The sequence below is a fragment of the Actinomyces sp. oral taxon 170 str. F0386 genome, from assembly GCF_000195595.1.
GTDB lineage: Bacteria > Actinomycetota > Actinomycetes > Actinomycetales > Actinomycetaceae > Actinomyces.
In genome coordinates this window covers 191,684-214,083 of sequence record NZ_GL882511.1, presented here as the reverse complement: position 1 = coordinate 214,083, position 22,400 = coordinate 191,684, and the positions used below count along the sequence as shown (strand labels likewise).

Annotated in this window: 17 protein-coding genes; 3 read left to right on the top strand and 14 right to left on the bottom strand. The window is 67.4% G+C overall.

Going from position 1 to position 22,400, the window contains the following annotated elements:
• Positions 1–4: 4 nt before the first annotated feature.
• The 6 genes from HMPREF9056_RS01680 to HMPREF9056_RS01655 all read right to left on the bottom strand — a co-directional run bounded on the left by HMPREF9056_RS01680 (position 5) and on the right by HMPREF9056_RS01655 (position 6,051).
• Positions 5–940, bottom strand: a complete 936-nt coding sequence (locus tag HMPREF9056_RS01680) for a phosphorylcholine transferase LicD (RefSeq protein ID WP_034513309.1) — start codon at positions 938–940, stop codon at positions 5–7.
• Between the two features lie 104 nt (positions 941–1,044).
• Positions 1,045–1,431 carry a DUF2304 domain-containing protein gene (locus tag HMPREF9056_RS01675; protein ID WP_009402247.1) on the bottom strand — a complete coding sequence of 129 codons (387 nt, stop codon included), beginning with the start codon at positions 1,429–1,431 and terminating at the stop codon, positions 1,045–1,047.
• Positions 1,428–2,183, bottom strand: a complete 756-nt coding sequence (locus tag HMPREF9056_RS01670) for a glycosyltransferase family 2 protein (RefSeq protein WP_009402246.1) — start codon at positions 2,181–2,183, stop codon at positions 1,428–1,430. Before HMPREF9056_RS01670 ends, HMPREF9056_RS01675 begins: the two co-directional genes overlap by 4 nt.
• Positions 2,184–2,272: 89 nt before the next feature.
• Positions 2,273–3,208 (bottom strand): NAD(P)-dependent oxidoreductase, encoded by a 936-nt coding sequence (locus tag HMPREF9056_RS01665; RefSeq protein ID WP_009402245.1) that lies wholly within the window; start codon positions 3,206–3,208, stop codon positions 2,273–2,275.
• 91 nt (positions 3,209–3,299) lie between these two features.
• Complete coding sequence (locus HMPREF9056_RS01660) at positions 3,300–4,661, bottom strand: glycosyltransferase family 39 protein (RefSeq protein WP_253269892.1); 1,362 nt, start codon at positions 4,659–4,661, stop codon at positions 3,300–3,302.
• 268 nt (positions 4,662–4,929) lie between these two features.
• Positions 4,930–6,051 (bottom strand): glycosyltransferase family 1 protein, encoded by a 1,122-nt coding sequence (locus HMPREF9056_RS01655; protein WP_009402242.1) that lies wholly within the window; start codon positions 6,049–6,051, stop codon positions 4,930–4,932.
• Positions 6,052–6,212: 161 nt separating this feature from the next.
• Here HMPREF9056_RS01655 and HMPREF9056_RS01650 point away from each other — a divergent pair, with 161 nt between their 5' ends.
• The 3 genes from HMPREF9056_RS01650 to HMPREF9056_RS01640 all read left to right on the top strand — a co-directional run bounded on the left by HMPREF9056_RS01650 (position 6,213) and on the right by HMPREF9056_RS01640 (position 9,621).
• A complete protein-coding gene (locus HMPREF9056_RS01650; protein ID WP_034513307.1) occupies positions 6,213–7,325 on the top strand; it encodes a glycosyltransferase family 1 protein in 1,113 nt (370 codons plus the stop codon).
• The gene (locus HMPREF9056_RS01645; RefSeq protein WP_009402240.1) at positions 7,322–8,380 is read left to right on the top strand and encodes a glycosyltransferase family 2 protein; all 1,059 of its coding nucleotides are present in this window, start codon (positions 7,322–7,324) and stop codon (positions 8,378–8,380) included. The genes HMPREF9056_RS01650 and HMPREF9056_RS01645 overlap by 4 nt, the downstream gene beginning before the upstream one ends.
• Before the next feature lie 137 nt (positions 8,381–8,517).
• Positions 8,518–9,621 carry a glycosyltransferase family A protein gene (locus HMPREF9056_RS01640; RefSeq protein WP_034513305.1) on the top strand — a complete coding sequence of 368 codons (1,104 nt, stop codon included), beginning with the start codon at positions 8,518–8,520 and terminating at the stop codon, positions 9,619–9,621.
• Positions 9,622–9,644: 23 nt separating this feature from the next.
• On the opposite strand, the gene HMPREF9056_RS01635 is transcribed toward HMPREF9056_RS01640, so the two are convergent.
• From HMPREF9056_RS01635 to HMPREF9056_RS01600, 8 genes are all read right to left on the bottom strand, one after another.
• The gene (locus HMPREF9056_RS01635; RefSeq protein ID WP_087942155.1) at positions 9,645–10,946 is read right to left on the bottom strand and encodes an ABC transporter ATP-binding protein; all 1,302 of its coding nucleotides are present in this window, start codon (positions 10,944–10,946) and stop codon (positions 9,645–9,647) included.
• Positions 10,947–10,954: 8 nt separating this feature from the next.
• Positions 10,955–11,821 (bottom strand): ABC transporter permease, encoded by an 867-nt coding sequence (locus HMPREF9056_RS01630; protein WP_009402237.1) that lies wholly within the window; start codon positions 11,819–11,821, stop codon positions 10,955–10,957.
• Positions 11,822–11,825: 4 nt separating this feature from the next.
• Positions 11,826–12,920, bottom strand: coding sequence for an NAD(P)-dependent oxidoreductase (locus tag HMPREF9056_RS01625; RefSeq protein ID WP_034513303.1), 1,095 nt, complete (start codon positions 12,918–12,920; stop codon positions 11,826–11,828).
• A gap of 165 nt (positions 12,921–13,085) precedes the next feature.
• The gene (locus HMPREF9056_RS01620) at positions 13,086–14,192 is read right to left on the bottom strand and encodes an acyltransferase (RefSeq protein ID WP_009402235.1); all 1,107 of its coding nucleotides are present in this window, start codon (positions 14,190–14,192) and stop codon (positions 13,086–13,088) included.
• The gene (locus tag HMPREF9056_RS01615) at positions 14,189–16,099 is read right to left on the bottom strand and encodes a rhamnan synthesis F family protein (protein ID WP_009402234.1); all 1,911 of its coding nucleotides are present in this window, start codon (positions 16,097–16,099) and stop codon (positions 14,189–14,191) included. The genes HMPREF9056_RS01620 and HMPREF9056_RS01615 overlap by 4 nt, the downstream gene beginning before the upstream one ends.
• Before the next feature lie 79 nt (positions 16,100–16,178).
• Positions 16,179–17,021, bottom strand: coding sequence for an NAD(P)-dependent oxidoreductase (locus HMPREF9056_RS01610; protein WP_009402233.1), 843 nt, complete (start codon positions 17,019–17,021; stop codon positions 16,179–16,181).
• 69 nt (positions 17,022–17,090) lie between these two features.
• A complete protein-coding gene (locus tag HMPREF9056_RS01605) occupies positions 17,091–19,133 on the bottom strand; it encodes a rhamnan synthesis F family protein (protein ID WP_157184978.1) in 2,043 nt (680 codons plus the stop codon).
• A 271-nt stretch (positions 19,134–19,404) separates the two neighbouring features.
• Positions 19,405–22,140, bottom strand: coding sequence for an N-acetylmuramoyl-L-alanine amidase (locus HMPREF9056_RS01600; protein WP_009402231.1), 2,736 nt, complete (start codon positions 22,138–22,140; stop codon positions 19,405–19,407).
• Positions 22,141–22,400 lie beyond the last annotated feature (260 nt).

Sequence of the window (22,400 nt, the reverse complement as noted above, 5' to 3'; positions counted from 1 at the left end):
GCCCTCAGTCGGCCGCGACATCGTCCGAGGCAGGCTCTGTGCCCGCCTCAGAGGCAGCCTCAGGGGCCGATTCAGCGACGTCGGCGTACGGACCGAAGTCGATCTCGCAGGGCTTGTGGTTGCGGCGCTTCTCCAGGGGCGGCAGCTCCATGTAGTCGCCGTAGGAGCGGCGCATCATGGCGTCGTAGCTACGGGCGACCTTGACGGTGATGTTCTCGAAGGGCAGCTCGAGGGGCGGATAGAGGTCGTCCATGGTGACGGTCCAGTTCTCCGGGTCCCGCATGGAGAAGTCGGCCATCCGCTTGGTGGTGGCGTGCTCATAGGTGCGGGCTGCCTTCTCCCAGCGCCCCTGAAGGGAGCGCGGGGTGGCGCGCATGAGGCGCAGTCCCACATGGATCGCCGAGGTGATCGTGTGGATCGCCATGCGCTTGGCCCCGGTGATGCCGATGAGGTAGGGGGTGGGCGTGCCCTGGAGGTAGAGGAGACGGCCCCACAACCAGGTCTTACGGCTCATCCTGCGGAACGCGCGGGCGTCGTCGGGCACGTTGTCCACCGGCAGGATGTCCAGGGAGATCGGCATCCGGTAGGCCGAGTCCTTGCCGAACTCGGGTACCAGGAGCGTTCCCTTCAGGCCGAGCTTGGTGAACATGAAGGGGTACTCGGGGCGGGTTCGGGTGTTGTCGATCTGATAGCCGTCCGGCAGGGCGGAGGGGGCCTCGGCGAGGAATCGCTCGTAGTCAGCACGTGTCATGAGCACGTCGACGTCGTCGTCCCAGGGGATGAAGCCCTGGTGACGGATCGCCCCGATCATAGTGCCGCCGTAGACGGAGTAGGGGATGTCGAGGCGGCGGCAGGTGTCGTCGAAGTCCTTGAGCATCTTCAGGAGCAGGGCATGAATACGCCTCAGCAGCTCCGGGTCGTCCAACAGCGCTTCAGACACGGTCTGACACTCCTATCGTCTCTCAGCCATGGTTACGTCGGCCATCCGAGGAACCCGCAGGCGATTGTGCCATACAGAGAACACCAATCTAACGCCGATCCTGATTAAGCAGGATCGGTCGAGGAGTCCGCAGGCCGAGTGGTGGACTCGGACTTCAGCGAGTCGATCTCTGCTCGCAGGAAGGCGATCTCCTCGGCGAGACGGCGCCGCTCCTCGTCGGACTGTGACAGGTCAACGCTGAATCGGAGTGAGAGCAGGAGCATGATCACCCCGGCGAGGAAGAAGGCGAGGTTCAACGGGACCTTGACGCCCACGAGGTGGGCCGCCCCTTCCAGGACGCGGGGGAAGATCGAGATGACCGCCACAGCGATCGCGATGACCAGCCACCAGGTGGCGTAACGCTCCTTCATCCCCTGGTTGCGCATCCTGACAAAGATGCCGAACAGGACGATGAAGGCGAAGATGACTCCCAGCCAGTAGGTACTGGTCACCCTTGAACCTCCCTGACCTCTGTCGTCTTGAACTGCGAGCTCGGCCGGCTCAGCGCCACCCCCAGGGCGAGGAAGGCCCTGATGAGGAACCGCGCTGCCTTGAGCGGGCTGTGGGACGGAGTCCCGCCGGCACGCGGACGCATGACGACGGCGGCCTGTCGGATGCGCAGCCCGGAGCGCTTGGCGATGACCAGGGCCTCGATGGTGTCGCCGAGGTACTCGGCCGGGTACTCGTGGGCGAAGAGCTGGATCGTGCGCCGGTTGGCGAGCTTGAAGCCGGAGGTGGTGTCCGTCAGCCGGGTGCCGCAGACTCGCGAGAGGATGACGGAGAGAAGCTTCATGGCCCACTGACGGGGGCCTCGCACCTTGTAGTCGCCCTTGCCCGCGAAGCGGGCACCGATGACCAGGTCCGCGTCCTCGGCCTCGGCCGCGGCGAAGAGGGTGTCGATCTCGGTGGGATCGTGCTGTCCGTCGGCGTCGAGCTGGATGGCACGGCGGTAGCCGTGGCGCTCGGCGTAGAGGTAGCCGGCGCGCATCGCTCCCCCGACCCCGAGGTTCAGGGGCAGGTCGAGAACGGCCGCGCCGGCATCGTGCGCGATCTGGGCGGTGGCGTCCGTGGAGCCGTCGGAGACGACGAGGACGTCGACCTTGTCCCCCGCAACGCGCCGAACCTCCTCGATGACGGGGCCGATGACGGCCGCCTCGTTCCAGGCCGGCATGATCGCCAGGGAATCGTGCTGAACAGTGGCCATGAAACTACTGACACTCCTCACGCCTACGGACTGAGGCAACTATACGCGGCCGGTCCGCCGCCGATTCGCATCCGGTTCCGGCCAGTTGCCTACGCCAGAAGTCTGCTGAGGTAGTCCTCGAGCCGCTCCATGGAGTCGGTGGGAGTGAAGCCTGTGGCCTTGATCTTGGCGAGGTCCAGGACGGAGCTCAACGGCCGCGGCGCGATTCCCTCCTGACCGGCGTAGTACTCCTCGGTGGTGACGGGTGTGACCTCGTCGGGGCTGTGGCCGGCTCGCTCGTAGACGCGCTTGGCGACGTCGGCCCAGGAGACGACCGGCCCCCCGCCGGAGAGGTTGTAGGTGCCGAACTCGGCTCCCGAGGTGAGCAGGTGAATGATGCCAGCGGCCAGGTCGGAGGCGAAGGTGAGTCGGCCGGTCTGGTCGGCCACGACGGTCGGGGCGATGCCGCGCTCGGCCAGGGAGAGCATCGTCTTGACGAAGTTCTTGCCGTCACCCACCACCCAGGAGGTGCGCACCAGGTAGTGGCGCGGGCAGACGCTGACGGCGGCGTCGCCGGCGGCCTTGGACTGACCGTAGACGCCCAGCGGTGAGGGGGTCTCCGCCTCGGAGTGGACCGGTATGGCGCCGTCGAAGGTGTACTCGGTGGACAGGTGCACCAGGGTCAGACCGTGCTGGACGGCGGCCCGCGCCAGGTTGACCGGTCCGACCGTGTTGGCCCGCCAGGACAGGCGACGCCCCTCAGGGGTCTCCGCCCCGTCCACGTTGGTCCAGGCGGCGGCGTTGATGACGACGTCGTAGCTCGACCAGTCCCAGGCGGACATGGCGGCCGCGTCCGAGATGTCCACCTCCGGCAGATCGACGCCAGTGGGCACGAACCCGACCTGCGGCAGCAGGGTCATGAGCGCCCGCCCCAACTGGCCGTTGGCGCCGGTGACGAGAACACGGCCGCGCGGCTGACGGTCTGCGTTCCCAGCTTCCAGAAGGGACGTCTCCTCTTTCTCCCTCAGAGGCGTGGTGTCGTTCACTAGCCGATTCTCCCTTCCCACTTGGCGTCATCTCGCCGAAGTCCCACTGTGCTCCGTCGGTGAAGCCTACACGAGCAGGCCATTGCCAGCCTCAGTTGATGTAGGTGAAGTGAGCGGCGTAGTAGAGGGCACCGAGCGCGAAGACGACGAGGAGCCCCTGAGCCGCTTTCCCAGTGAGCCGACCGCACAGAGGGACCGCGAGCACCGGGATGAGCACCATGACGTAGCGGTTGAGGACCCCGGTGCTGGCACCGAAGGCGATGGCGAAGAGCAGGATCGTCATCGGGCCGACGGCGGTGCAGGACAGCAGTGCTGAGCGCGCGAAGGCCCGCTCGATGACGGTCGCCTTGACGTCGAACATGGCGGTGGCCATGGCGCCGGCTACGAGGATGGCGACGAGCACGTTGGGGAAGATGGACCAGGGAGAGGTCACCCCGGACCACCCGGTGCCGGCGAAGACCAGCTGGTAGGCGTCGTCCAGGGAGGAGAAGACCGTCAGCCCGTCGAGGTTCGCCGGCGGGTCCAGCGGCGGGCGGTCGACGACCGCCGCGACCGTATGAGCGCGGACCACCATCCAGATCGAGGAGCCGGCCAGAGGCAGGACCACCAGGGCGATCCCCTCCCACAGGCGCGGCAGGCGCAGACGGCTCTCGCCGTCGGCCGTCTCATCATCACCAAGACGCTTCAACCGACGCCGTATGAGGACAGTGATCACGTACCAGGCGAGGAACACCAGCGCCGCCACCACGCAGAACACGTTCTGGAACTTCACGAAGGAGAAGACGATCGATATCCCGATGAAGGGCCAGACACTCCACTCCCCCCGCACGTAGAGCACCATGGAGGCAATGATGAGGGTCCCCGCCAGGAGGTTGAGCGCATCAGGGGTGACATAGGCATTCGTCAGACGGAACCCGGGCATGGAAGCGACGGCGATCGGCAGCGCCACCGCCACGCCCCACCGGGCTCCGAGCCGGCGCAGCATCCAGGCCAGGGCCACCATGCCGAGCCACAGCCACACGGCTCCGGTGAGCCGAGCAGCGGTGATGAGCTCCATGTGGAGGAAGCGCTGCAGGGGCCAGGACATCCACCCAGTGAGGAAGAAGTAGGCCGGTGAGTGAATGTCGGCCGAGGTGTAGCCGTAGATGAAGGTGTCGGAGTCTGGGACGTAGGGCGCACAGACCCCCTGGTGTATGACTGTGCTCGGGTTGTCGAACCCCACTCCTCTGCACGCTGCCAGGACCCGGGCGTACTGGTCCGTCTTGTCCCCAGTGAGGACCACGTCCCAGCGCTGAGCCTTGTTAACGGCGTCGATGTACTGGAACTCGTCGACGATGGACAGAGGCAGGTGTCGCACCATGAACCGGTACGTGAGGACCCCTGAGATGAGCGCGAACAGCCCGCTCAGTGCCGCCCACTGCGCCTGAGGAAGAGCCAGAATCCGAGCCGACATCCTCGCACCAAGACTCCGGTCATCAACCGCATTCTTGTCATGGTCGACATCAGAGTGCTTCTGAGCGGTGGACTCCGATGATTCCTCCGCCGGTGTCTGCTCGCCATGCGACGTTTCCATACGTCTCCATCCGATCATGTACGGATCATTGCCTGTCACGCACGGTGTCGACTGGGGAAACGACACCGTCAGCGACGTCGCCGCGACAGCCACCCAGCGACGCCAGGACCGAGTTTACCGATATCGACCGTCAAAACCCTCGAGGACCTCACTGTGCCATAGCGGCGCGGTAGGCCTCGATGTGCGCCTGGGCGGAGGCCTTCCAGGTGAACTCGTCGGCCCGCTCGGCGGCGGCGGCCCCCAGGGCGCGGCGCCGTTCGGGGTCGGCGTCGAGCAGCACGAGGCCCCGGGCGATGGCCTGGGCGTCGGATCCGCAGTAGGCGACGGCGTCCCCCCCGACCTCCGGCAGGCTCAGCTCACGGGTGGTGAGCACAGCGGCCCCGCAGGCCATGGCCTCGAGCACCGGCAGACCGAAGCCCTCACCGATGGAGGGGTAGGCCAGGATCTCGCAGCCCGACAGGAATCCGGACAGGTCCTCCAGGGGCAGGTAGCCGGGCCGCAGGACGGTCAGGTGCGGGGGAACCTCGGCCAGAGCCGGCTCGATGTCGGCGTCCCAGCCGGGCCCACCGGCCAGGACCAGGGCCGGGGCGTCGTCGGAGTCGCGGAAGACGCTGACCCAGGCACGCACCAGGTTGGGGACGTTCTTGCGGGGCTCCAGGGTCCCCAGGAAGCCGATGTAGCGCTTGCCCTCCAGGCCGAGGGAGGCGGCCACACGGGCCCGCTCGGCGTCGTCGACCGGGTGGAAGACGGAGGTGTCCACGCCGTGGTAGGCGACGTGGAAGCGCTCGGGGTCGCCGCCGACATAGGTGATGGTCTCGTCGCGAGTGGCCTGGGAGGGAACGACGAGCGAGTCGGCCCCGCGCACGGCCCGACGGATGGCGCGGGTGAAGAACTTCTGCTTGAGGGGAGAGTGGGCCTGGGGGTGGGAGAAGAAGGTGGCGTCGTGGAGAGTGACGACTACGGGCACCTGGTGCAGGGCCGGGAAGGTGTAGTGGGGCGAGTGCAGGACGTCGGGGCGGATCCGGTGGATGAGGGCCGGCAGCCCGGTCTGCTCCCAGGCCAGGCGGGCACCGCGCGACTCCATGGACTCCGAGACCGGGAAGAGGTGGGCGCGGGGCACCTTGGCGGAGAAGTGCGCCACGTCCCGCTGCTGGACGACCATGGCCAGGTTGACGCCGGAGGCGATGAGCTCGGGCACCAAGTCGTCGACATAACGCCCCACGCCTCCGAGATCTGCCGGGATCGCCGTCGCATCGAGAAGAACCTTCATGGAGGCAGGCTACCGCGCCGCGCGCGGCCACCCCGTACTCTGAGCGCATGAGCGCAGATCACTCCCGCCCGGCGCACTCCCCGGCCCTCTCCCCCGCCTCTCGCACCGCATCGTCGAGCACCAACGACTCCCGCCGCCCCGCCCGGCCCCGAGGACCGCGGGTGGGCATGGTGGTGGAGCAGCTGTGGCAGCCCGTCCCGGGCGGCTCGGGCACCTACATCGTCGAGCTGGCCAAGGCCCTGCGTGCCAGGCAAGTGCCCGTGGCCGGGATCACTGCCCGCCACCAGGCGGCCCCCTCGCCCCGAGAGGTGGGGCTGCCTTCGATGCCGATGCGCTCCTCCCACCTGCCGCGCACCGCCCTGTACGAGTCCTGGAACCGCCTGGGACTGCCGCGCGCCGAGTCCATCCTGCCCGGCGCCCAGCTCATCCACGCCACTACCTGGGCCCTGCCCGCCACCTCGCTTCCTCTGGCCGTCACCGTGCACGACCTGGCCTTCCTGCGCGCGCCGGAGCACTTCACGCCCCGCGGCAACGCCTACTTCAGCCGCTCGCTTGAACGCGTCACCACCGAGGCGAGCGCGATCATCGTCCCCTCCCAGGCCACGGCCGACGACTGCATCGCGGCGGGGATCGACGCCGCCCGCCTCTACGTCATCCCGCACGGGGTCCGCACCCGCGCCGTCACCGACGAGCAGGTCGAGAGCTTCCGAGCCACCCGCGGCCTCGCACGCGACTACGTCCTGTGGACGGGCACGCGTGAACCGCGCAAGAACCTGCTGGGGCTGCTGCGGGCCTTCGTCCTCCTCATCGACGAGCACGACGACGCCGGCGACCTCGACCTGGTCCTGGTCGGTCCGGCCGGGTGGGGCGACGACGCCGTCGAGCGCGAGCTGCTGACACGCCTGGGTGATCGGGTCCACGTCACCGGCAGGCTCGACGACGACGAGCTGGCGGCCGCCTACAGCGGCGCACGCGCCTTCTGCTTCCCCTCCATCTGGGAGGGCTTCGGCCTGCCGGTCCTGGAGGCCATGGCCTACGGCGCCCCGGTGGTCACCAGCGCCGGAACCTGCATGGCCGAGGTGACCGGGGATGCCGGCCTGCTGGCCGACCCCGCCTCGCCGCGCGAGATCGCCGACCGTCTCGCCGAGGCGGTCGGTCCGGCCCACGACGAGCTGGCCCGGGCGGGCCGCGAGCGTTCCCGGACCTTCACCTGGGACGCCTGCGCGGCTGCGCACACGGAGGTCTACCACGCCCTCATCGGGGGTGCGGTGTGACTCGGCCCGCGCGCCGCCCCACCGCTCGCGTCGTCATCGTCAACTGGCGCCGGCCCGAGCTGACGATCCGGGCGGCCCGCTCCATCACGCAGCAGCTGGAGAGCGAGGACGCACTCGTCGTCGTGGACAACGCCTCCGGGGACGACTCGGCCGAGCGCCTGCGCCAGGCCGGCCTGACGGTGGTCCAGTCGAGTGAGAACCTGGGCTTCGGGGCCGGCGTCAACCTCGGGGCACGGGGCATGATCGAGGACGTCCTCGTCCTGCTCAACAACGACGCGGCGGCCGAGCCCGGTTTCCTGGAGGCGATCCTGGCGCCCTTGAGCACCCCACCGACCACACCGATCTCCTCCGCCCAGAGGGACTCTGCACGGGCGACGTCGGACTGCGCTCCGGCGGCGGCGACGGCGCGGATCCTGCTGGCCGGCCGCTGGGCCCCGGCTGCGCCCGGCCAGCAGGCACTGCTCTCGCCGGGCACCGGCAGGTGGGTGAGGGTGAGCGATGAGGCCGCTGCCCGCGGGGAGGGCGAGGTCCTGGTCAACTCCACGGGCAACCTCGTGGACGCCTCCGGCAACGGCTACGACCGCGACTGGCTGGTGCCGGCCGAGCAGGAGCACTCGCCCAGCGAGGTCTTCGGCCTGTGCGGGGGCGCCTGCGCGATTCGGCGTGAGGCGTGGCAGGCCCTGGGCGGTTTCCGCGAGGACCTGTTCATGTACTACGAGGACACGGACCTCTCCTGGCGCCTGCGCGAGCACGGATGGAGGGTCGTCTACGTACGCGAGGCGGTGGTGCGCCATGAGCACGCCTCCTCCTCGGGCACCGGTTCGCCGATGTTCATCCGGGTCAACGCCCGCAACCGGATCCTGGTGGCGGCCGCCCACAGTCCGGCCCGCGTCGTGGTGCAGGCGCTGGCCCGCACACTGGTGCGCGGCCTGCGTGGTCCACGGCGGGGCCCGGTGATGACCGGGCTCGCACAGGCGCTCGCCGGGCTGCCGGGCGAGCTGCGCCGCCGCTCAGGTGGGCCGTCAGGACGCACGAAGCCCTTGAGGCGCCGCTGATCCCGGCGCCCGACTGCGCCGATGGCGCCCTACCCGCTAGAGTTACAGAACTGAGACGTAGCCGGAGGCCCAAGCCCTTCGGCGGCGGTATCAGACACGTCATGTGCCGATGACCGGATCGAGGAGGACCCCAGAAGATGGCTGGACAAGCCGCACGAGCCCCGCGAGTCACGGTAGTGACCCGTACCCGTAACCGTCCCCTGATGCTCAAGCGGGCGGTCCAGTCGGTCGGGGCGCAGTCCTTCCAGGACCTTGAGCTCGTCATCGTCAACGACGCCGGGAGCACCGGGCCGGTGAAGAGCGCTCTGGAGAGCGCCCCCGAGTGGCTGCGGGAACGCACCACGGTGGTCACCAACGAGACCTCCCACGGGCGTGAGGCCGCCCTGGAGGACGGACTGGCAGCCTCCTCCTGCGAGTTCTTCGCCATCCATGACGACGACGACTCCTGGGAGCCCGGCTTCCTGGCCGCTTGCGTGGCCCACCTCGATGAGCACCCGGGCCACGGTGCTGTGGCGACGCGCTGCGACCTGATCTCCGAGACGGTCTCGGAGGAGGGCCTGACCGAGGTCAACCGGGGGATCCTGGCACCGGACAGAGAGAGCTGGACCCTCATCGACACGATGGTGGCCAACTACGTGCCGCCGATCTCCCAGCTCATTCGCCGCGAGGTGGCCGACCGCATCGGCCACTGGGACGGCAACCTGCTGACCCAGGCCGACTGGGACTTCAACCTCCGCCTGCTGGCGACCTCCCCGGTCGGCTTCATCGACGGCGAGCCGCTGGCGCACTGGCACCACCGCGACTCCACCGACGAGTCAGTGGGCAACTCCGTCGTGGTCGACGCCGTCCACCACCGCACCGACAACCTTGCCATCCGGGACCGTTACGCACGCCGGTCCCTTGATGAGACGGGCACCGGCTCCCTCCAGAACGGCCCGGCCGATCCGGAGAACCTAGGTCTCATGCTCGTCTCGGCCGAGTACTACCACCGGCTCGAGGAGCGCCTGCGCCTGCACGAGGAGAAGCTGGACCACCAGAACGCGTACCTGGCCCAGTCCATCGCGCAGCTCCATGAGGCCATGCACTCCCTGCGCTTCACCATTGGCGACCTGCACGGATCGATCCGTCACGTCCTGCTTCAGATCCATGAGACCAAGGCGAAGATCGACCACCTCGAGGCCACGGTCAAGCCCTTCTTCCGCACCGTGGCCCAAGGGGTCAAGAGGATTCGGCGGGGCTGAGCAGCAGCCCGCCCCGCCGGGCCTCAGTCCTCCTTGGTGACTTCAACCATGGGGCGCGGCGGGGTGATGCGCTCGTAGTGGGCGCCCAGGGCCACCAGGCCCCCGGACTCCATGCGCGGCCCCGGGGTGATGTCGAAGGCGGTGGCCTTCTGGTAGGCATCGATGACGCTGGAGAGCTGCCAGGGCTGGATGGACCCGGAGATGAGGTAGGCGCCCGGACGCAGCATCATGGCGGGGATGGAGATGTCCACGCTCCCCTCGCCCGGCTCGATCTGCTCGGGCTGGAAACCGTTGTCAAGGCCGTGCAGTCCCCAGACGAAGATGCCCTCTCGGGTATCGATGGAGCAGCCGAAGACAGGCTTCTCGATTGTCTCCTCGCAGCGGTAGTGCAGGCGGATCGTGGCCTCGTCCCCGGTGCGCATGGAGCTGACCGACCTGCCCGAGCGGTCGAGCAGCTCGATACGGCTGATCTGGGCCTCACCGCTGCCGAAGCGGGTGCCGATACCGTCCTTGACCTTCTTGGCGCCATGGGTGAGGTCGGAATACTTGTCAATGACCTCGGGGGCCGGTCCGACCTCCTTGAGCCGGCCGTGATCGAGCCAGGCGACCTCGTCGCAGAAGGTGCGCATCTGCTCCAGGCCGTGGGAGACGACGACGACGGTGCGGCCGTCCTCGCGGAACTCGGCGAACTTGTCCATGCAGCGTTCCTGGAACTCCATGTCACCGACGGCCAGGACCTCGTCAACCAGGAGGATCTCCGGCTCGACGTGGATGGACACGGAGAAGCCCAGGCGCACGTACATGCCCGAGGAATAGTTCTTCACCGGCTGGTCGATGAACTCCCCGACCCCGGAGAAGTCGACGATGTCGTCGAACTTGGCCTCGATCTCCTTACGACTCATCCCCAGGATGGCGCCGTTGAGGAAGATGTTCTCCCGCCCGGAGAGCTCGGGGTGGAAGCCGGATCCGACCTCCAGCATGGCGGCCATGCGCCCGCGGGCGGTGATGGAGCCGGTGTTGGGGGCCAGGATCTTGGCGATGCACTTGAGCAGGGTGGACTTGCCCGAGCCGTTGTGCCCCATGAGTCCGAAGGTCCTGCCCTCGGGGATGTCGAAGGTGATGTCCTTGAGCGCCCAGAAGTCCTCGTAGACGCCGCGGCTGCGCTGCAGAAGGGCGCCTTTGAGGGACTGGTTGCGGTGGTGGTAGATCCTGAAGCGCTTGGAGACGTCCTCGATGCGCACGGCCGGCGCCGTCGAGGGCGCGGCCGCGGCACCCCGCGCCGCCGAGGCGAGTGATGATGCGGACGATCCGGTTGATGCAGTCATCTTGATTGTCAGAGCTCCTCAACGATGCTCGCCGAGTGCCGGCGGAAGAAGACCAGGCCCAGCGTGAGCATGACGACCGCCCACCCCAGACAGGCCAGTGAGACGGGCAGCGACGGCAGGGCGAAGTCGTACAGGCAGGACCGGAAGGCCTCGAGGTAGGTCTCGGCGGGGTTGAGCCGGGCGATCGTCGTGATGGGGATCGGCGCTCCGTTGATCTGCCAGCCGGCGTCGAAGAGGCGGTTCTGGACGTCGTCGAGCATGGTGAGGGAGAAGACGACGCCGGAGGCGTACATCCAGATCTGGTTGAAGATCTGCCACAGGTGGCCCAGGTCCCGGAAGTAGACGGTGGCGATGGACAGGATGAGGCCCAGCCCGACGGCGAACATGCCCGCCAGCAGGGTGACGACGAGCAGCGCCGGGATCATGAGGAGGACCCCGGGGCCGCCCATGATCATGGCGATGATAATGAGCACGAGCAGCTCGAAGGCGAAGTCCACGGCCAGGGACAGCACCGCGGAGTAGATGAGGACCTGGCGGGGGAAGTAGACCTTCGTGAGCAGCCCCGAGTTGGACACGAGGGCGTTCATGGAGGACATGATGCCGCTGGAGAAGAAGGTCCAGCTGAGCACCCCGATGCCGATCCACAGCGCGAAGGAGTCGATCCCGGAGTTGCGGCCCGGTGCCACACCGCCGCGGAAGACGACACCGAAGATGAGGGCGAAGATGGCGATCGTGGCCAGAGGATTGATGAAGGACCACAGGCGCCCCAGCGTCGTGCCCTTGAACTCCGAGGAGACTGAGCGCTGGGTCAGGCGCAGAGTGAGGTCCAGTGTCTGGCGGGCGTCCTCCGAGCGGAGAAGTCGAGAGAGCTGCATGGGTTCACACCTCCGTCGCGGTGTCGGTGGGCGCGGTCAGAACTGTCTCCTCCTGGGCATCGATCCAGTCGCACAGGCGGTTGATGCCCTCGGTGACGCCGACCAGGGGCTTCCAGCTCAGCGCCTGGCGGGCGCGGGTGGTGTCCGCCCAGGCGGCGCGGACGTCACCGTCGCGGAACTGACCGGTCACGTGCGGGGCAGGGGCCCCGTAGCGCTCGGCGATGGCCTGGGCGATCTGCATGATGGTCGTGCGCTCGCCCAGGCCGATGTCATAGGGGTCGACGGCGGCAGGTGAGTGCAGGGCACCGGCCACGATGGCGGAGGCGACGTCGTCGATGAAGACGAAGTCGCGCACGATCCGGCCGTCCTCGTAGACCGGGATGGACCGGCCGGCCTTGGCCAGGCGGGCGAAGAGGGAGACGATGCCAGTGTAGGGGTTGATGAGGGATTGGCCGGGGCCGTAGACGTTCTGGAGCCGGTAGAGCACCGGGGTGACACCGAAGGAGCCGCACCAGGAGGTCACGAGGTTCTCCTGGCAGTACTTGGTGGCGGCGTAGACGTTGGCCGGGGAGGCCTTGACCGCGGTGGAGGACTGGACCGAGGGGGTCAGGCCCTCGAAGTCCCACTGCCCGGCCTCGAGCATCGCGTGCGTGCGCTGACCGGGGTAGGAGGGGCGGCCCTCGTGATCGACCCACTGCCCCTCGCCGTATACGGCTCGGGAGGAGGCCAGGACGATCTTGTCCGGGCGGATCTCGTGGCGCACGAGGGCGTCGAGCATCTGGGTGGTACCGACGACGTTGACGCTCGCGTGGCGGGAGGCCTCGGTGAGGGACTGACCGGTGCCGGTCTCGGCGGCCAGGTGCACGATGACGTCAGGAGCGACCTCGGCCAGAGCACGGTCCCAGTCCTCCGCCACCGACACGTCCAGTCGGTGCAGCTCCACGCGCTCGTCGAGCTCGGAGGGGCGTCCCTGGGACGGGTGGATCTGCGGGTGCATGTTGTCCAAGGCCACGACGCGGTCGAAGGCGTCCGCCAGGTCGCGCGAGATGGCGCAGCCGATGAATCCGGCACCACCTGTGACAAGGCAGGTACGGGTCACGAGGGTCTCCCTTGGGTAGTCGAGTCGGGCCAACGGGGCGCGCACGGAGCACACCGCGACCTCACTACTATTCTCAGCGCTGCTATGGCGGATCGTGCCGGCAGATGCCGTTGCCTTCGACACGCCGACGGGTTGCACGCCACTCTCAGCGGCCGCCGGCGGCTCTCAGCGCTCAGCCTCGGACACCTCGGGGCGCCAGCTCATGCCTTTGAAGGCCTTGGTGACGAAGGCGACGACAATATCAGCGACCTTCACCAGCGCCACTGACAGGGCGAAGATGATGACGCACTCGGCGGCCAGCAGCATGTAGCGCTGAATGGGGTAGAAGCCGTAGACGTCGACCTTCTGAATGACCAGCAGGATCACCACGTGGTGGACGAGGAAGATCGGGTACGAGTACTTGGCGATGAGGCTGACGAGGGCCCGTACGGGCTGGATCGCCACGTAGCGGCCTACGACCACGAGGATGAGGAAGGCCGAGATGCCCACGATCGTGGTGCCCACGTCCTCGGGGATCTTCTCGGGGAGCATCGCGGAGACGGCCAGGACCGCTGCCGCAGGAATGACGGTGGCCCAGTGCACCCGACGGACGTAGAGGACGAAGTAGCTTCCGAAGGCCAGCTCGGGAAGCCTGGTGGTGAGGACCATGGCCGAGGGGTAGCCCGGGAAGTAGCGCTGCATGATGAGCACCGTGGCGGCGTAGGCGGCCAGGAGCACGACGCCGGTGATGACCGGGAATCGGTCAATGGCCCACAGCAGCAGCGGGAACACGACGTAGTACAGGAGGATGAATCCGAGGAACCACTCACCCAGCAGGTACATCGTGGGCCAGCCGAAGGCCGAGACGAGACCGTCGACTCCCAGCAACGTGAAGATGAAGGACTTCGCCGGGCCGGCATTGGGCGGTCGCCCGTTGAAGATGAGGAAGTAGTAGAGCGTCCCCAGAACCCAGGCGGTCCAGAACATCGGGTAGATGTTGAGGAAGCGTTTCCAGTAGAAGCGCTTGAGGTTGATCGGCCGCCGATAGGTGAGGGTCAGGGCGGCACCGGAGATGATGAGGAACAGGGAGACGCCCAGGGCACCCACGTAGATGCCGAAGGGCTGGAAGGTCAGGACGTATCCGCCTCCGTGGTCCTTGAGATGAAAGTTGAAGTGGGTGAGGACGATGAGCAGGGTGGCCAGGGCCCGAATGAGGTCCAGGTAGAAGATCCTGGTCCTCTTGCGCGCGGGTGCCGCCGGCTGCGCGGCCACCGGTACTGCTGCCTCACTCATCTCACGATCCCTCGAGCCTTGCGGTAGACGGTCTTCAACGGCTCCTTGAGTGGAGCCGGCACCCACGGTCCCACTCGTCTCTTGACCCCCTTGATCTGCTCCTTGGCGCCGTCCTTGACCCGCTGCTGAGTCGTCCGATTGTCCCGGACCATCCCCACCATCTGCATCTCCGAGCCCCTACCGAAGCGGTCACCGACGGCGGAGGTCAGGTCGCGCACGTAGAAGGACAGGTTCGTCAGCTCGATGCGGGCGAAGGAGTCGGAGAAGAGCCAGCCGCAGAAGTAGCCCGATCCCTGGGCGACGTAGCCGTGTGACCGCTCGATGGCGTGCATGAGCGTACCGTCGATGGGGCAGGGCTCGGGTGGGAACTCCTCCCACTGCCAGTCGTGGTCGAACAGCGGCTTGAGGGCCTGGGGACGGAACCAGAACATGGATCCCAGCGGAGCGATGGGCTCCTTGGTCGGGTCAAGAGGAACATCGAGTCCCAGTTCGCGCAGAAGCGCCTTGGTACGGTCGAAGTTGGGGCCCCATCCGTAGGTGAAGACCGGGAAGTAGTCGGCGTGGTTCGGGGGCGTGGGAGCCAGGAAGCCCAGACGCGGCTCGGCGTCGAAGGTGGCGATGACGTTCTTGACGAAGTCTCGCGTGGGAAGCAGGTTCTCGAAGCACTTGTAGGCGAATCCGTCACCCACCGAATACGGGTAGAGCTGAGTGACCTTCTTGTCGTGCGTGTAGCACACGACGTCGTAGTCGTGGACGACGTCCTTCCACGCCACGAGGAAGGGGCCGACGTCGCGCCCCCGGTTCTCCACGAGGCGCACCTCGATGTTGTAGGGCAGCCCCTTGCAGGCAGCCTCGACCTGCTCCACCTTCTCCGGGCTGGAGGTGCTCAAGAAGATGTCGATGCCCTCGGGCATGTTGCGGATGTACTTCAACGTGGGCTCGACCAGATCCATGTAGTACAGATGCGCGATGAGGGCGATCTTCTGCTTCTTGGGCTCGCGGACGACCGCCTGCGTGGGCAGGACGTAGGTGAGCTGGAGATTCTTCACCAGGTCCGCCATGTTCATCGAGCGCAGGGCGTTGTCCCAGATGAGGTTCGTGTCGAAGTCCGTGTGGTCGCGCAGGTAGGCGTAGAGCTCGATACTGGACTCGCCCACGGACTGGTTGAGGACGTCGTCGTAGGGGCGGAAGAAGGAGCGGCGCTTGAAGATCGGGCAGCGCTTGTCCCGGATGACCTCGACCGGGGCGAAGAGGATCGGGCAGAAGGTGTAGCCCTCCATGTCCTCGGTGTTGACGTAGACGTCGGAGGTGAAGCCGAGGCGCTCGAAGCGTTGGGTGAAGGGCACCTCGTGCAGACCCACCGACTGCTCGTAGCCGTTGATCTCCGGCATCTCGTCCCAATAGTCCTGGAAGGCCTTGGAGGTCACCAAGGAGCGACGGTAGGCGTGGAAGTGGGACTGGAGGTGTCGGGGCAAGTAGCCCTCGAGGGCATAGCCGAAGGGGTCGTAAGCGACCTCGTGGAACCAGGTGATGCCCCAGAAATCGATGTTCCGGCCGGCCATCTCGGTGAACATCTCCTCGAAGGGGTAGACCGGCCCCATGATGGTGGCGTTGAACAGGACGACCTCGTCGAACTCGGCGAGCTTCTTCCAGCCGTAGGAGTCCAGGCCCGTCTTGTAGGCCCAGACATCCAGCCCCTTGTTCTCCCGCAGGATGATGTTGTCCGTGAAGACGCTCAACTTGGCGTAGCTCTTGGCCGTCAGCTCGCCGTTGACGACGATGACCAGCTCGGAGAGGTTCTTCACCATATCGGCGAGCAGGGTCTCCACGTAGGAGTCCACGATGCCCTGGGCATCGAAGAAGAAGAAGATGCCGAGTCGCGTCGGGTCCTCGCCAAGCGTTGCCATGTCGTCCCTTCTGGGCAGTGTTTCGGGCCGCTCACCGCGGCAGAAGAAAGAGCAGAGGAATGCGTTTTCTCAGGGCGCGTCAACTCGCGCTTGAGGCGAGGATACGGCGGATCCTCGTCGGATCGCCCCACACGCCGGGCGAGTCGTAGGGACGATCCGGGAAGGCACCGTACTCCAGGGTGATGCCAAGGTCGTTGTCCCGGATGTAGGCCTCGACGCGCTCGGCCAGGGTCATGGGCTCGCCGGTACAGGCGTTGATGATGCCGTCGACCTCGGTCTGGTCAACGATCGCGGCGATCTGCTCACCCAGGCCGTCCACCGAGATGAAGTCGTAGCGGTTCTTGCCGGTGGTGAAGGGGAAGGTGGTGCGTCCCTCCTCCGCTGCGGCCAGGAGCTTGGAGAAGATCGAGTTGCCGAACTTGTCGTCGCCGACGATGTAGTAGGCGCGGATCCACTGGGCGACGGCGTCGTGCGCTCGGGCGGACAGGAAGGTGGCCTCGCGCAGGGCGTTCTTGGCGATGCCGTAGAGGGAGGCGGGATTGCAGGGCGAGTTCTCGTCGATGGCGCCCTCCCAGTAACCGACCTCGTGCATGGTCCCCATGACGGCGAGCTGCTTGAGACCGCCCGCGTAGAGGTTCTCGATGAGGTGGTAGTGCTTGGCCAGGTCGTCCAGGTGGGCGTGGGAGGCGTGCTTGAAGCCGTCGCGCCATGCCATGTGCAGGACGACGTCGGGGCGCCCCATCTGATCGTAGATGTTGGCATCTCCGGAGAAGAGGTTCAGGGAGACCTTCTCCGCTCGGTCATCGACGCCGTCGAGTCGCAGGTCGAGGGCCTTGACAATCAGACCCCGCTCCAGCAGGGCGGTGACGACGTGGCGGCCGATGTAGCCACCGGCTCCGGTGACGAGAACAGTCTTTGCCATGGTTCAAGATCCTAACAGGAGGGGAGTCATGCGAAGCGATGGAGAGGACGTGGATGGGCGGGAGGCTCATCACGAGTCAGAGTCGGGTCGCACGGGGTGCCGGGGACGCAGGCGTCCGCTGAGGGACCTCGCCGCGCCCTTGACACCGTCGGTGACGTTCTTCGCCCCGCCGGTCACGTAGCGGTAGGCGGGTTTAAGCGCATCGGCCGCCTCCGGGTGGTGCACGTCCACGTAGGATCGCACTCGCGGCCCGAGGCCCGCCTCGGGACCGAAACGGGCCCGAAGGAACCTGACCTGCTCGTCGGTGTAGGCCGGCAGATCGGCGGTGACGGCCTGCTGCTTGTAGGCCAGGGAGCCGTAGAGCCGCCCGGCCCAGGTTGGGGTGAGGACCTCACGAGGGTGGTAGCCGTTGGACATGGCCGCGTAGACGGTCAGCAGCTCGAGAACCTCAGCTGCACGGGCCCGCCGCAGGCGCTCCACCGACCGCTCAGTGCTGGGGGCCGCCTGCTCGGTCAGCCGTACGAGCTCTTTGGCGCCTTCACTCAGCGTGCGCAGCGCCTCGGGGCGGGCCAGGAACATGGAGCCGACCGGCGCTACCGGGGCGATCTCATCCAAGGCGGCCGTCAGACCGAGCCGGCGTGAGAGGGCATCGGCGGCGCCGACCAGTCCGTCCCACTGCGGCCCGACGTACGGCTGGCCGATGTGGCAGGCGGCGGGCATGACCACACCGAGGCTGGGGTGGCGCCCGAAGAGGTCGAGGAGTCCGGCCACGTAGCCCGGTGAGGCGAGCAGGCAGTCGAGGACCTGGCGGCGGGCGACGTCGTCCGCACGCTCCGAGGAGCCGGACAGGGGTCCAGCACTGATCGTGAGGACCAGGTCGACTCGGTCGACCTCAGCAGTATCGGTGGTGTCGGTGCCGTCACCGCCGTCAGAGGCGCCGACGTCGCCTGCATGAGCGGGGTCCCACAGGTCGTCGCACTCGGTGAGGAAGGCGATGGTGCCGCGCGGATCGAGGTCGCGAACCTTGCGGAAGGTGGTGCGGCGCCCGGTGACGCGCTCCAGGTCGGCAGCGTTCAGCTCCGAGGGAGAGGTGACGACCACCCGCCAGTGCTCCGGCAGGCTCGCCAGGCGCTCGGCGAGGTCATCCGCCTCGGCACGCTCGATCCCCTCTCTCCCGGCAGGGACGTGGACGACGACGCAGCCCGAGGGAGCCGGCACCTGCGGCTGCGCCCCGGTGGGGGTAGGAGCGGTCTCGGGGATGATCTCGGTGAGTCCGGCGTTGACGATGAGGTCGCGAGCGGCCGCGGTATGGACGACGTCGGACAGGATGAGGTCCTCGCAGTAACCCGCCTGCGCGGCGCTGGCCAACAACTCCCCGCCGACGACGCCCTGACGGTCCTGGTGGAGCGGGTCGTGGAAGAAGGCCCGGCGCTTGAGCAGGGGGCAGCCGTCCGCCAGGAGCGCCGGAGCCTCCTCGATGGCCGGGTTGTCCGAGCGGTAGCGGTCCACGGGGAAGGCGACCTCGTAGGTGTGGCCGAGGTCGGCGAAGTGGCCGGTGAAACGAGACTCGTGCCACTGGATGGAGTCGCGGTAGGAGGAGACCGGCGGCATCTGCTCCCAGTAGGCACGGAAGGCGGGGTCCGTCAGGAGCTTGCGGCGCACGGCGACCCAGTGGGACTGGATGTGGCGGGGCAGCTCGCGCCTGGCCAGGAAGGGGTGGGGGTGCATGACATCATGCTCGGTCATGCCCCAGAAGGAGATGTCGTGCCAGTCCTCGGAGCGGGTGAGAACCTCCTCCCAGGGGCGTACGGGGGCGTAGTAGGTGTGGTTGGTCAGGATGAGCTCGTCGAAGTCGGCGAGCCGGTCCCAACCGAGGTGCTCCAGTCCTGCGCGGTAGGCGCCGACGTCGAGCCCCTCGTTGGGGCGCTGGACGACCTCGTCGCATGAGGCTTCCAGCCGCTCCCGGTCGGCGTCGGCGATGGACGAGTTCGAGACCACCAGGATGTGGTCGGCGTGGGGGCGCAGAGATGCCAGGGCACGGGTGACGTAGTCGCGGACGCGATCGTGAGGATCGAAGTGGAAGTAGATGATTCCGCGGTTTCCTCGGGTCACGTGGATCCTCCCCTGGAAGAGCTGGTCAGAGCGGGCAAGATCAGAACGAGTGAGCACTGACGTAACGGGGAAACGCTGGCGTTATGAGAAACGCTGGTGTTTCGAGTCAACACTGGTCTAGATGCCGATCTGTACGACGGTTGCGGTCAGTGTCTCACGCCAAGCCCCGTACACGCCGAGTCGAACGGGCAGGAAGCGGGGGCGGGCTCCCCATGAGGGAGCCCGCCCCCGTCTGAATCCGCTCAGGGTCCACGCCGTCGGAACGACTCGTTCAGCCGAAGTAGCGATCGATCATGGACGCCAGGTCGTTGCCGTAGCTGCGGGCGGTGGCCCAGCCGGTGCGCTGAGGGTTCTCCTGAATGCCCAGGTGCTCCACATAGACAGCGGATCCCTTGCGCACGTAGGTGAAGCGGGGGTCGACCAGCGAGTGGGAGAGCGCCTGGGGCGTTGCACTCGAGTCGGCGTAGGCCCGTAGGTGCTGGACCTGGGCGCGCAGCCCGATCTGGACACTCGGGAAGGAGGCGCCCGCCGCTCCCCCGCCGGTGGCTCCCAGCCCGCCGAAGTTGAACTGCCCGATCGTGACATCGCCTCCGAACTGGAGCCAGGCGGTCTCCTTCATCACCTGGGCGAAGAGCAGCTCGGGGCTGACGCCCTCGGCCACCGCCTCGTCGTAGAGGGTGGTGAAGAAGCTCTGAGCCGTGGCGGCTCCGCCCCTGGACAGAGCCGCGGACGGATAGGCGTGACCCGAGCTGTTGTAGGTGGAGACCATCGTGGTGATGACCTGATCCCTGCTCGAGGTGGGCGCAGCCATCACCGGATGGAGGCCCTCGTAGCCCTGCCAGGCGCCCCCGGCGGCGAAGGTGGACCAGCGGCCCTCGATCTTGGCGCGACCGGTGACCATGGTTCCACCCTGGGAGGCATCGAGGTAGTACCAGCTGCCGGCATCAGCCACCCACCCCGTCGCCAGGGCTCCGTCCGAGTTCAGGTAGTACCAGGAGCCACCGTCACTGACCCAGCCGGTCGCCATCGCCCCACCCCGGGAGCCGTCGAGGTAGTACCAGCTGCCGGCATCAGCCACCCACCCCGTCGCCAGGGCTCCGTCCGAGTTCAGGTAGTACCAGGAGCCACCGTCACTGACCCAGCCGGTCGCCATCGCCCCACCCCTGCTGCCATCGAGGTAGAACCATCCTCCGGGGCCTCGCACCCAGCCGGTGGCCATGGCGCCGTCGGGCCTCAGGTAGTACCAGCTGCTGCTCTCGCGTAGCCAGCCGGTCGTCATGGCACCGCCCCGGGAGGCATCGAGGTAGTACCAGCTGCCGGCATCAGCCACCCACCCGGTGGCCTTGGCGCCGTCTGGCCTTAGGTAGTACCAGGAGCCCGACTCCGCCTTCCAACCGCCGGAGCCGCTGATCTGCTGCTGGGCGATGGTGCGGATGGTGCCGAGCCTGGAGTAGCCGACATCTCCGGGGCAGGAGGTGTAGCCGACGTCGCGGTGCGCCAGGATACGAGGCATCGAGATGGTGGAGCCGGCCTGGTATCGCTCGGTGGTCCACACGTGCAGGCCTGCCCAGCCGTTGGCGTCCATGATGCCGGCTCGCTTGAGGAACCATCCGGCCATCTTGCCTACCGAGCTCAGCTGGGCGTCCGAGGGGCTGATGCTGCTGTAGTCGCCCATCATGGACAGGCCCATGGTTCCGGTGTTGACGCCACGGGCGTGCGCCCCGACGCTCATCCTGCCGGCGGGCGCAGCCACAGAGCCGGAGCGTCCTTCGAAGACGGTGCCGTACTTGTCGATGAGGAAGTTGTAGCCGATGTCGCCCCAGTCCAGGGTGACCGCGTGATAGTAGTAGATGCCCCGCACGATGGAGGCGGACTGTCCGGCGGAGTAGTTGTTGGTACCGGCGGTGTGGTGGACGACGACGTGGCCGGCGCTCGCGTAGTCGGGGTCCCAGCTCATGTAGGAGGCGTTGGCGCCCCACTCGGCTCTCGTAGTGACCGGCACCGGCAGGCCGTTGGCACTCGTCGCGACCGGCAGAGCGGCTGGCACAGTGCTTGCAGGCCGGGCGGCCGTCTCCGCCGTCGAGAAGCTCGCGGGTGTGATCAACCGCGTCGTCACCGCCGACACCGACTGGCCGGTCAGCTCCGCGGGACTCTCCAACGCCCCGGACCGGCCGGCCTGGGGTTGTGCGACGGCGTCCTCGATGACGGGGGTCGGTGCGGCCTCGGTGGTCTTGAGCTCGTCGGCGTCGAGAACCCGCTTCCCCTGAGGCCGGGAGGGCACGAGGGCCAGCTTGAGCCCGACGGGCAAGGAACCGCCGACGACGGAGGCCTGGATCGCGTCGGCCCCACCGGTGACGAACTCCCCCGTGCCGGAGGTGGTGCGGTCGTCACGACCGGCATCGGCCGCCTCGTTGAGGTACCAGGGCGACCAGGTGCCGTTCTCCCTCACGCGCAGGTAGATGCGCACGCCCTCGGGGAGGTCCGGGCCACCGGTCCAGGTGAAGCCGGCCACGAGGAAGCGGTCGACCTCGAGCGGATCGGTCAGAAGAGTGGCGTCCGCCTGTGGGTCAGTGGCTACTGGCAGGATCAGGGGGCTCCGTACGTGGGCCGTATCCGCCGCCTGAGCGACGGTGTGGCGCACGGAGCCGGTCGCGCCAGTCGCAGACGTCTCAGCCCCCGTCCCACCGCCGGAGTCCGAGCCCGTGGAGGTCCGGGCGTCGTCGAGCCCAGACTGAGCGACCTCGGTGGCCTGCCCGCTGGAGGTGGTCAGGTCGAGGATCTGGACTGGGGTGGGTCCGTCGGTCTGGCCACCGGAGTCGCCGGCGCCAGGCGCGGCAACGGCCGTAGAGGCCAGGCTTGACAGAAGGAGTGGAGTCAGGGCGATGAGTCCGGTGGCCCGATACGCGAGTGCGCGAGCACTGCGACCACCGGCACGACCACTGAGATGACCACTGAGGCGATGGCCGCCGCGAGTGGCGATGCGGCCAAGAGCACGAGGGACGTTCATACGGGTCCTTTGGAGGTGATACCGACTGGCGTCAGTCAGGCCTCACCATCGGAACCGACGACGCCGCTCCCTCGAGAGGCACGAAATTTAATTCCTGAGCGATTTCCGAGAGATTAATGATAGTTTACTGATAGTTTTGGAGCGCACGTGACGGCAACTGACGCATTTCCACCCACGAACCGGCCCGCCGGACACCCACTCGCCACCTTTTCTTGAGGGAACAAGGTTTCGCCACGTCACCCACTCGACCATTGCAATCT

Excerpts from the sequence above, each read along its gene's own strand:
- HMPREF9056_RS01670 (WP_009402246.1), bottom strand. The coding sequence starts at position 2,183 with ATGGCCACTGTTCAGCACGATTCCCTGGCGATCATGCCGGCCTGGAAC.
- HMPREF9056_RS01660 (WP_253269892.1), bottom strand. The coding sequence starts at position 4,661 with ATGTCGGCTCGGATTCTGGCTCTTCCTCAGGCGCAGTGGGCGGCACTG.
- HMPREF9056_RS01655 (WP_009402242.1), bottom strand. The coding sequence starts at position 6,051 with ATGAAGGTTCTTCTCGATGCGACGGCGATCCCGGCAGATCTCGGAGGC.
- HMPREF9056_RS01640 (WP_034513305.1), top strand. The coding sequence starts at position 8,518 with ATGGCTGGACAAGCCGCACGAGCCCCGCGAGTCACGGTAGTGACCCGT.
- HMPREF9056_RS01635 (WP_087942155.1), bottom strand. The coding sequence starts at position 10,946 with ATGACTGCATCAACCGGATCGTCCGCATCATCACTCGCCTCGGCGGCG.
- HMPREF9056_RS01630 (WP_009402237.1), bottom strand. The coding sequence starts at position 11,821 with ATGCAGCTCTCTCGACTTCTCCGCTCGGAGGACGCCCGCCAGACACTG.
- HMPREF9056_RS01620 (WP_009402235.1), bottom strand. The coding sequence starts at position 14,192 with ATGAGTGAGGCAGCAGTACCGGTGGCCGCGCAGCCGGCGGCACCCGCG.
- HMPREF9056_RS01615 (WP_009402234.1), bottom strand. The coding sequence starts at position 16,099 with ATGGCAACGCTTGGCGAGGACCCGACGCGACTCGGCATCTTCTTCTTC.
- HMPREF9056_RS01610 (WP_009402233.1), bottom strand. The coding sequence starts at position 17,021 with ATGGCAAAGACTGTTCTCGTCACCGGAGCCGGTGGCTACATCGGCCGC.
- HMPREF9056_RS01600 (WP_009402231.1), bottom strand. The coding sequence starts at position 22,140 with ATGAACGTCCCTCGTGCTCTTGGCCGCATCGCCACTCGCGGCGGCCAT.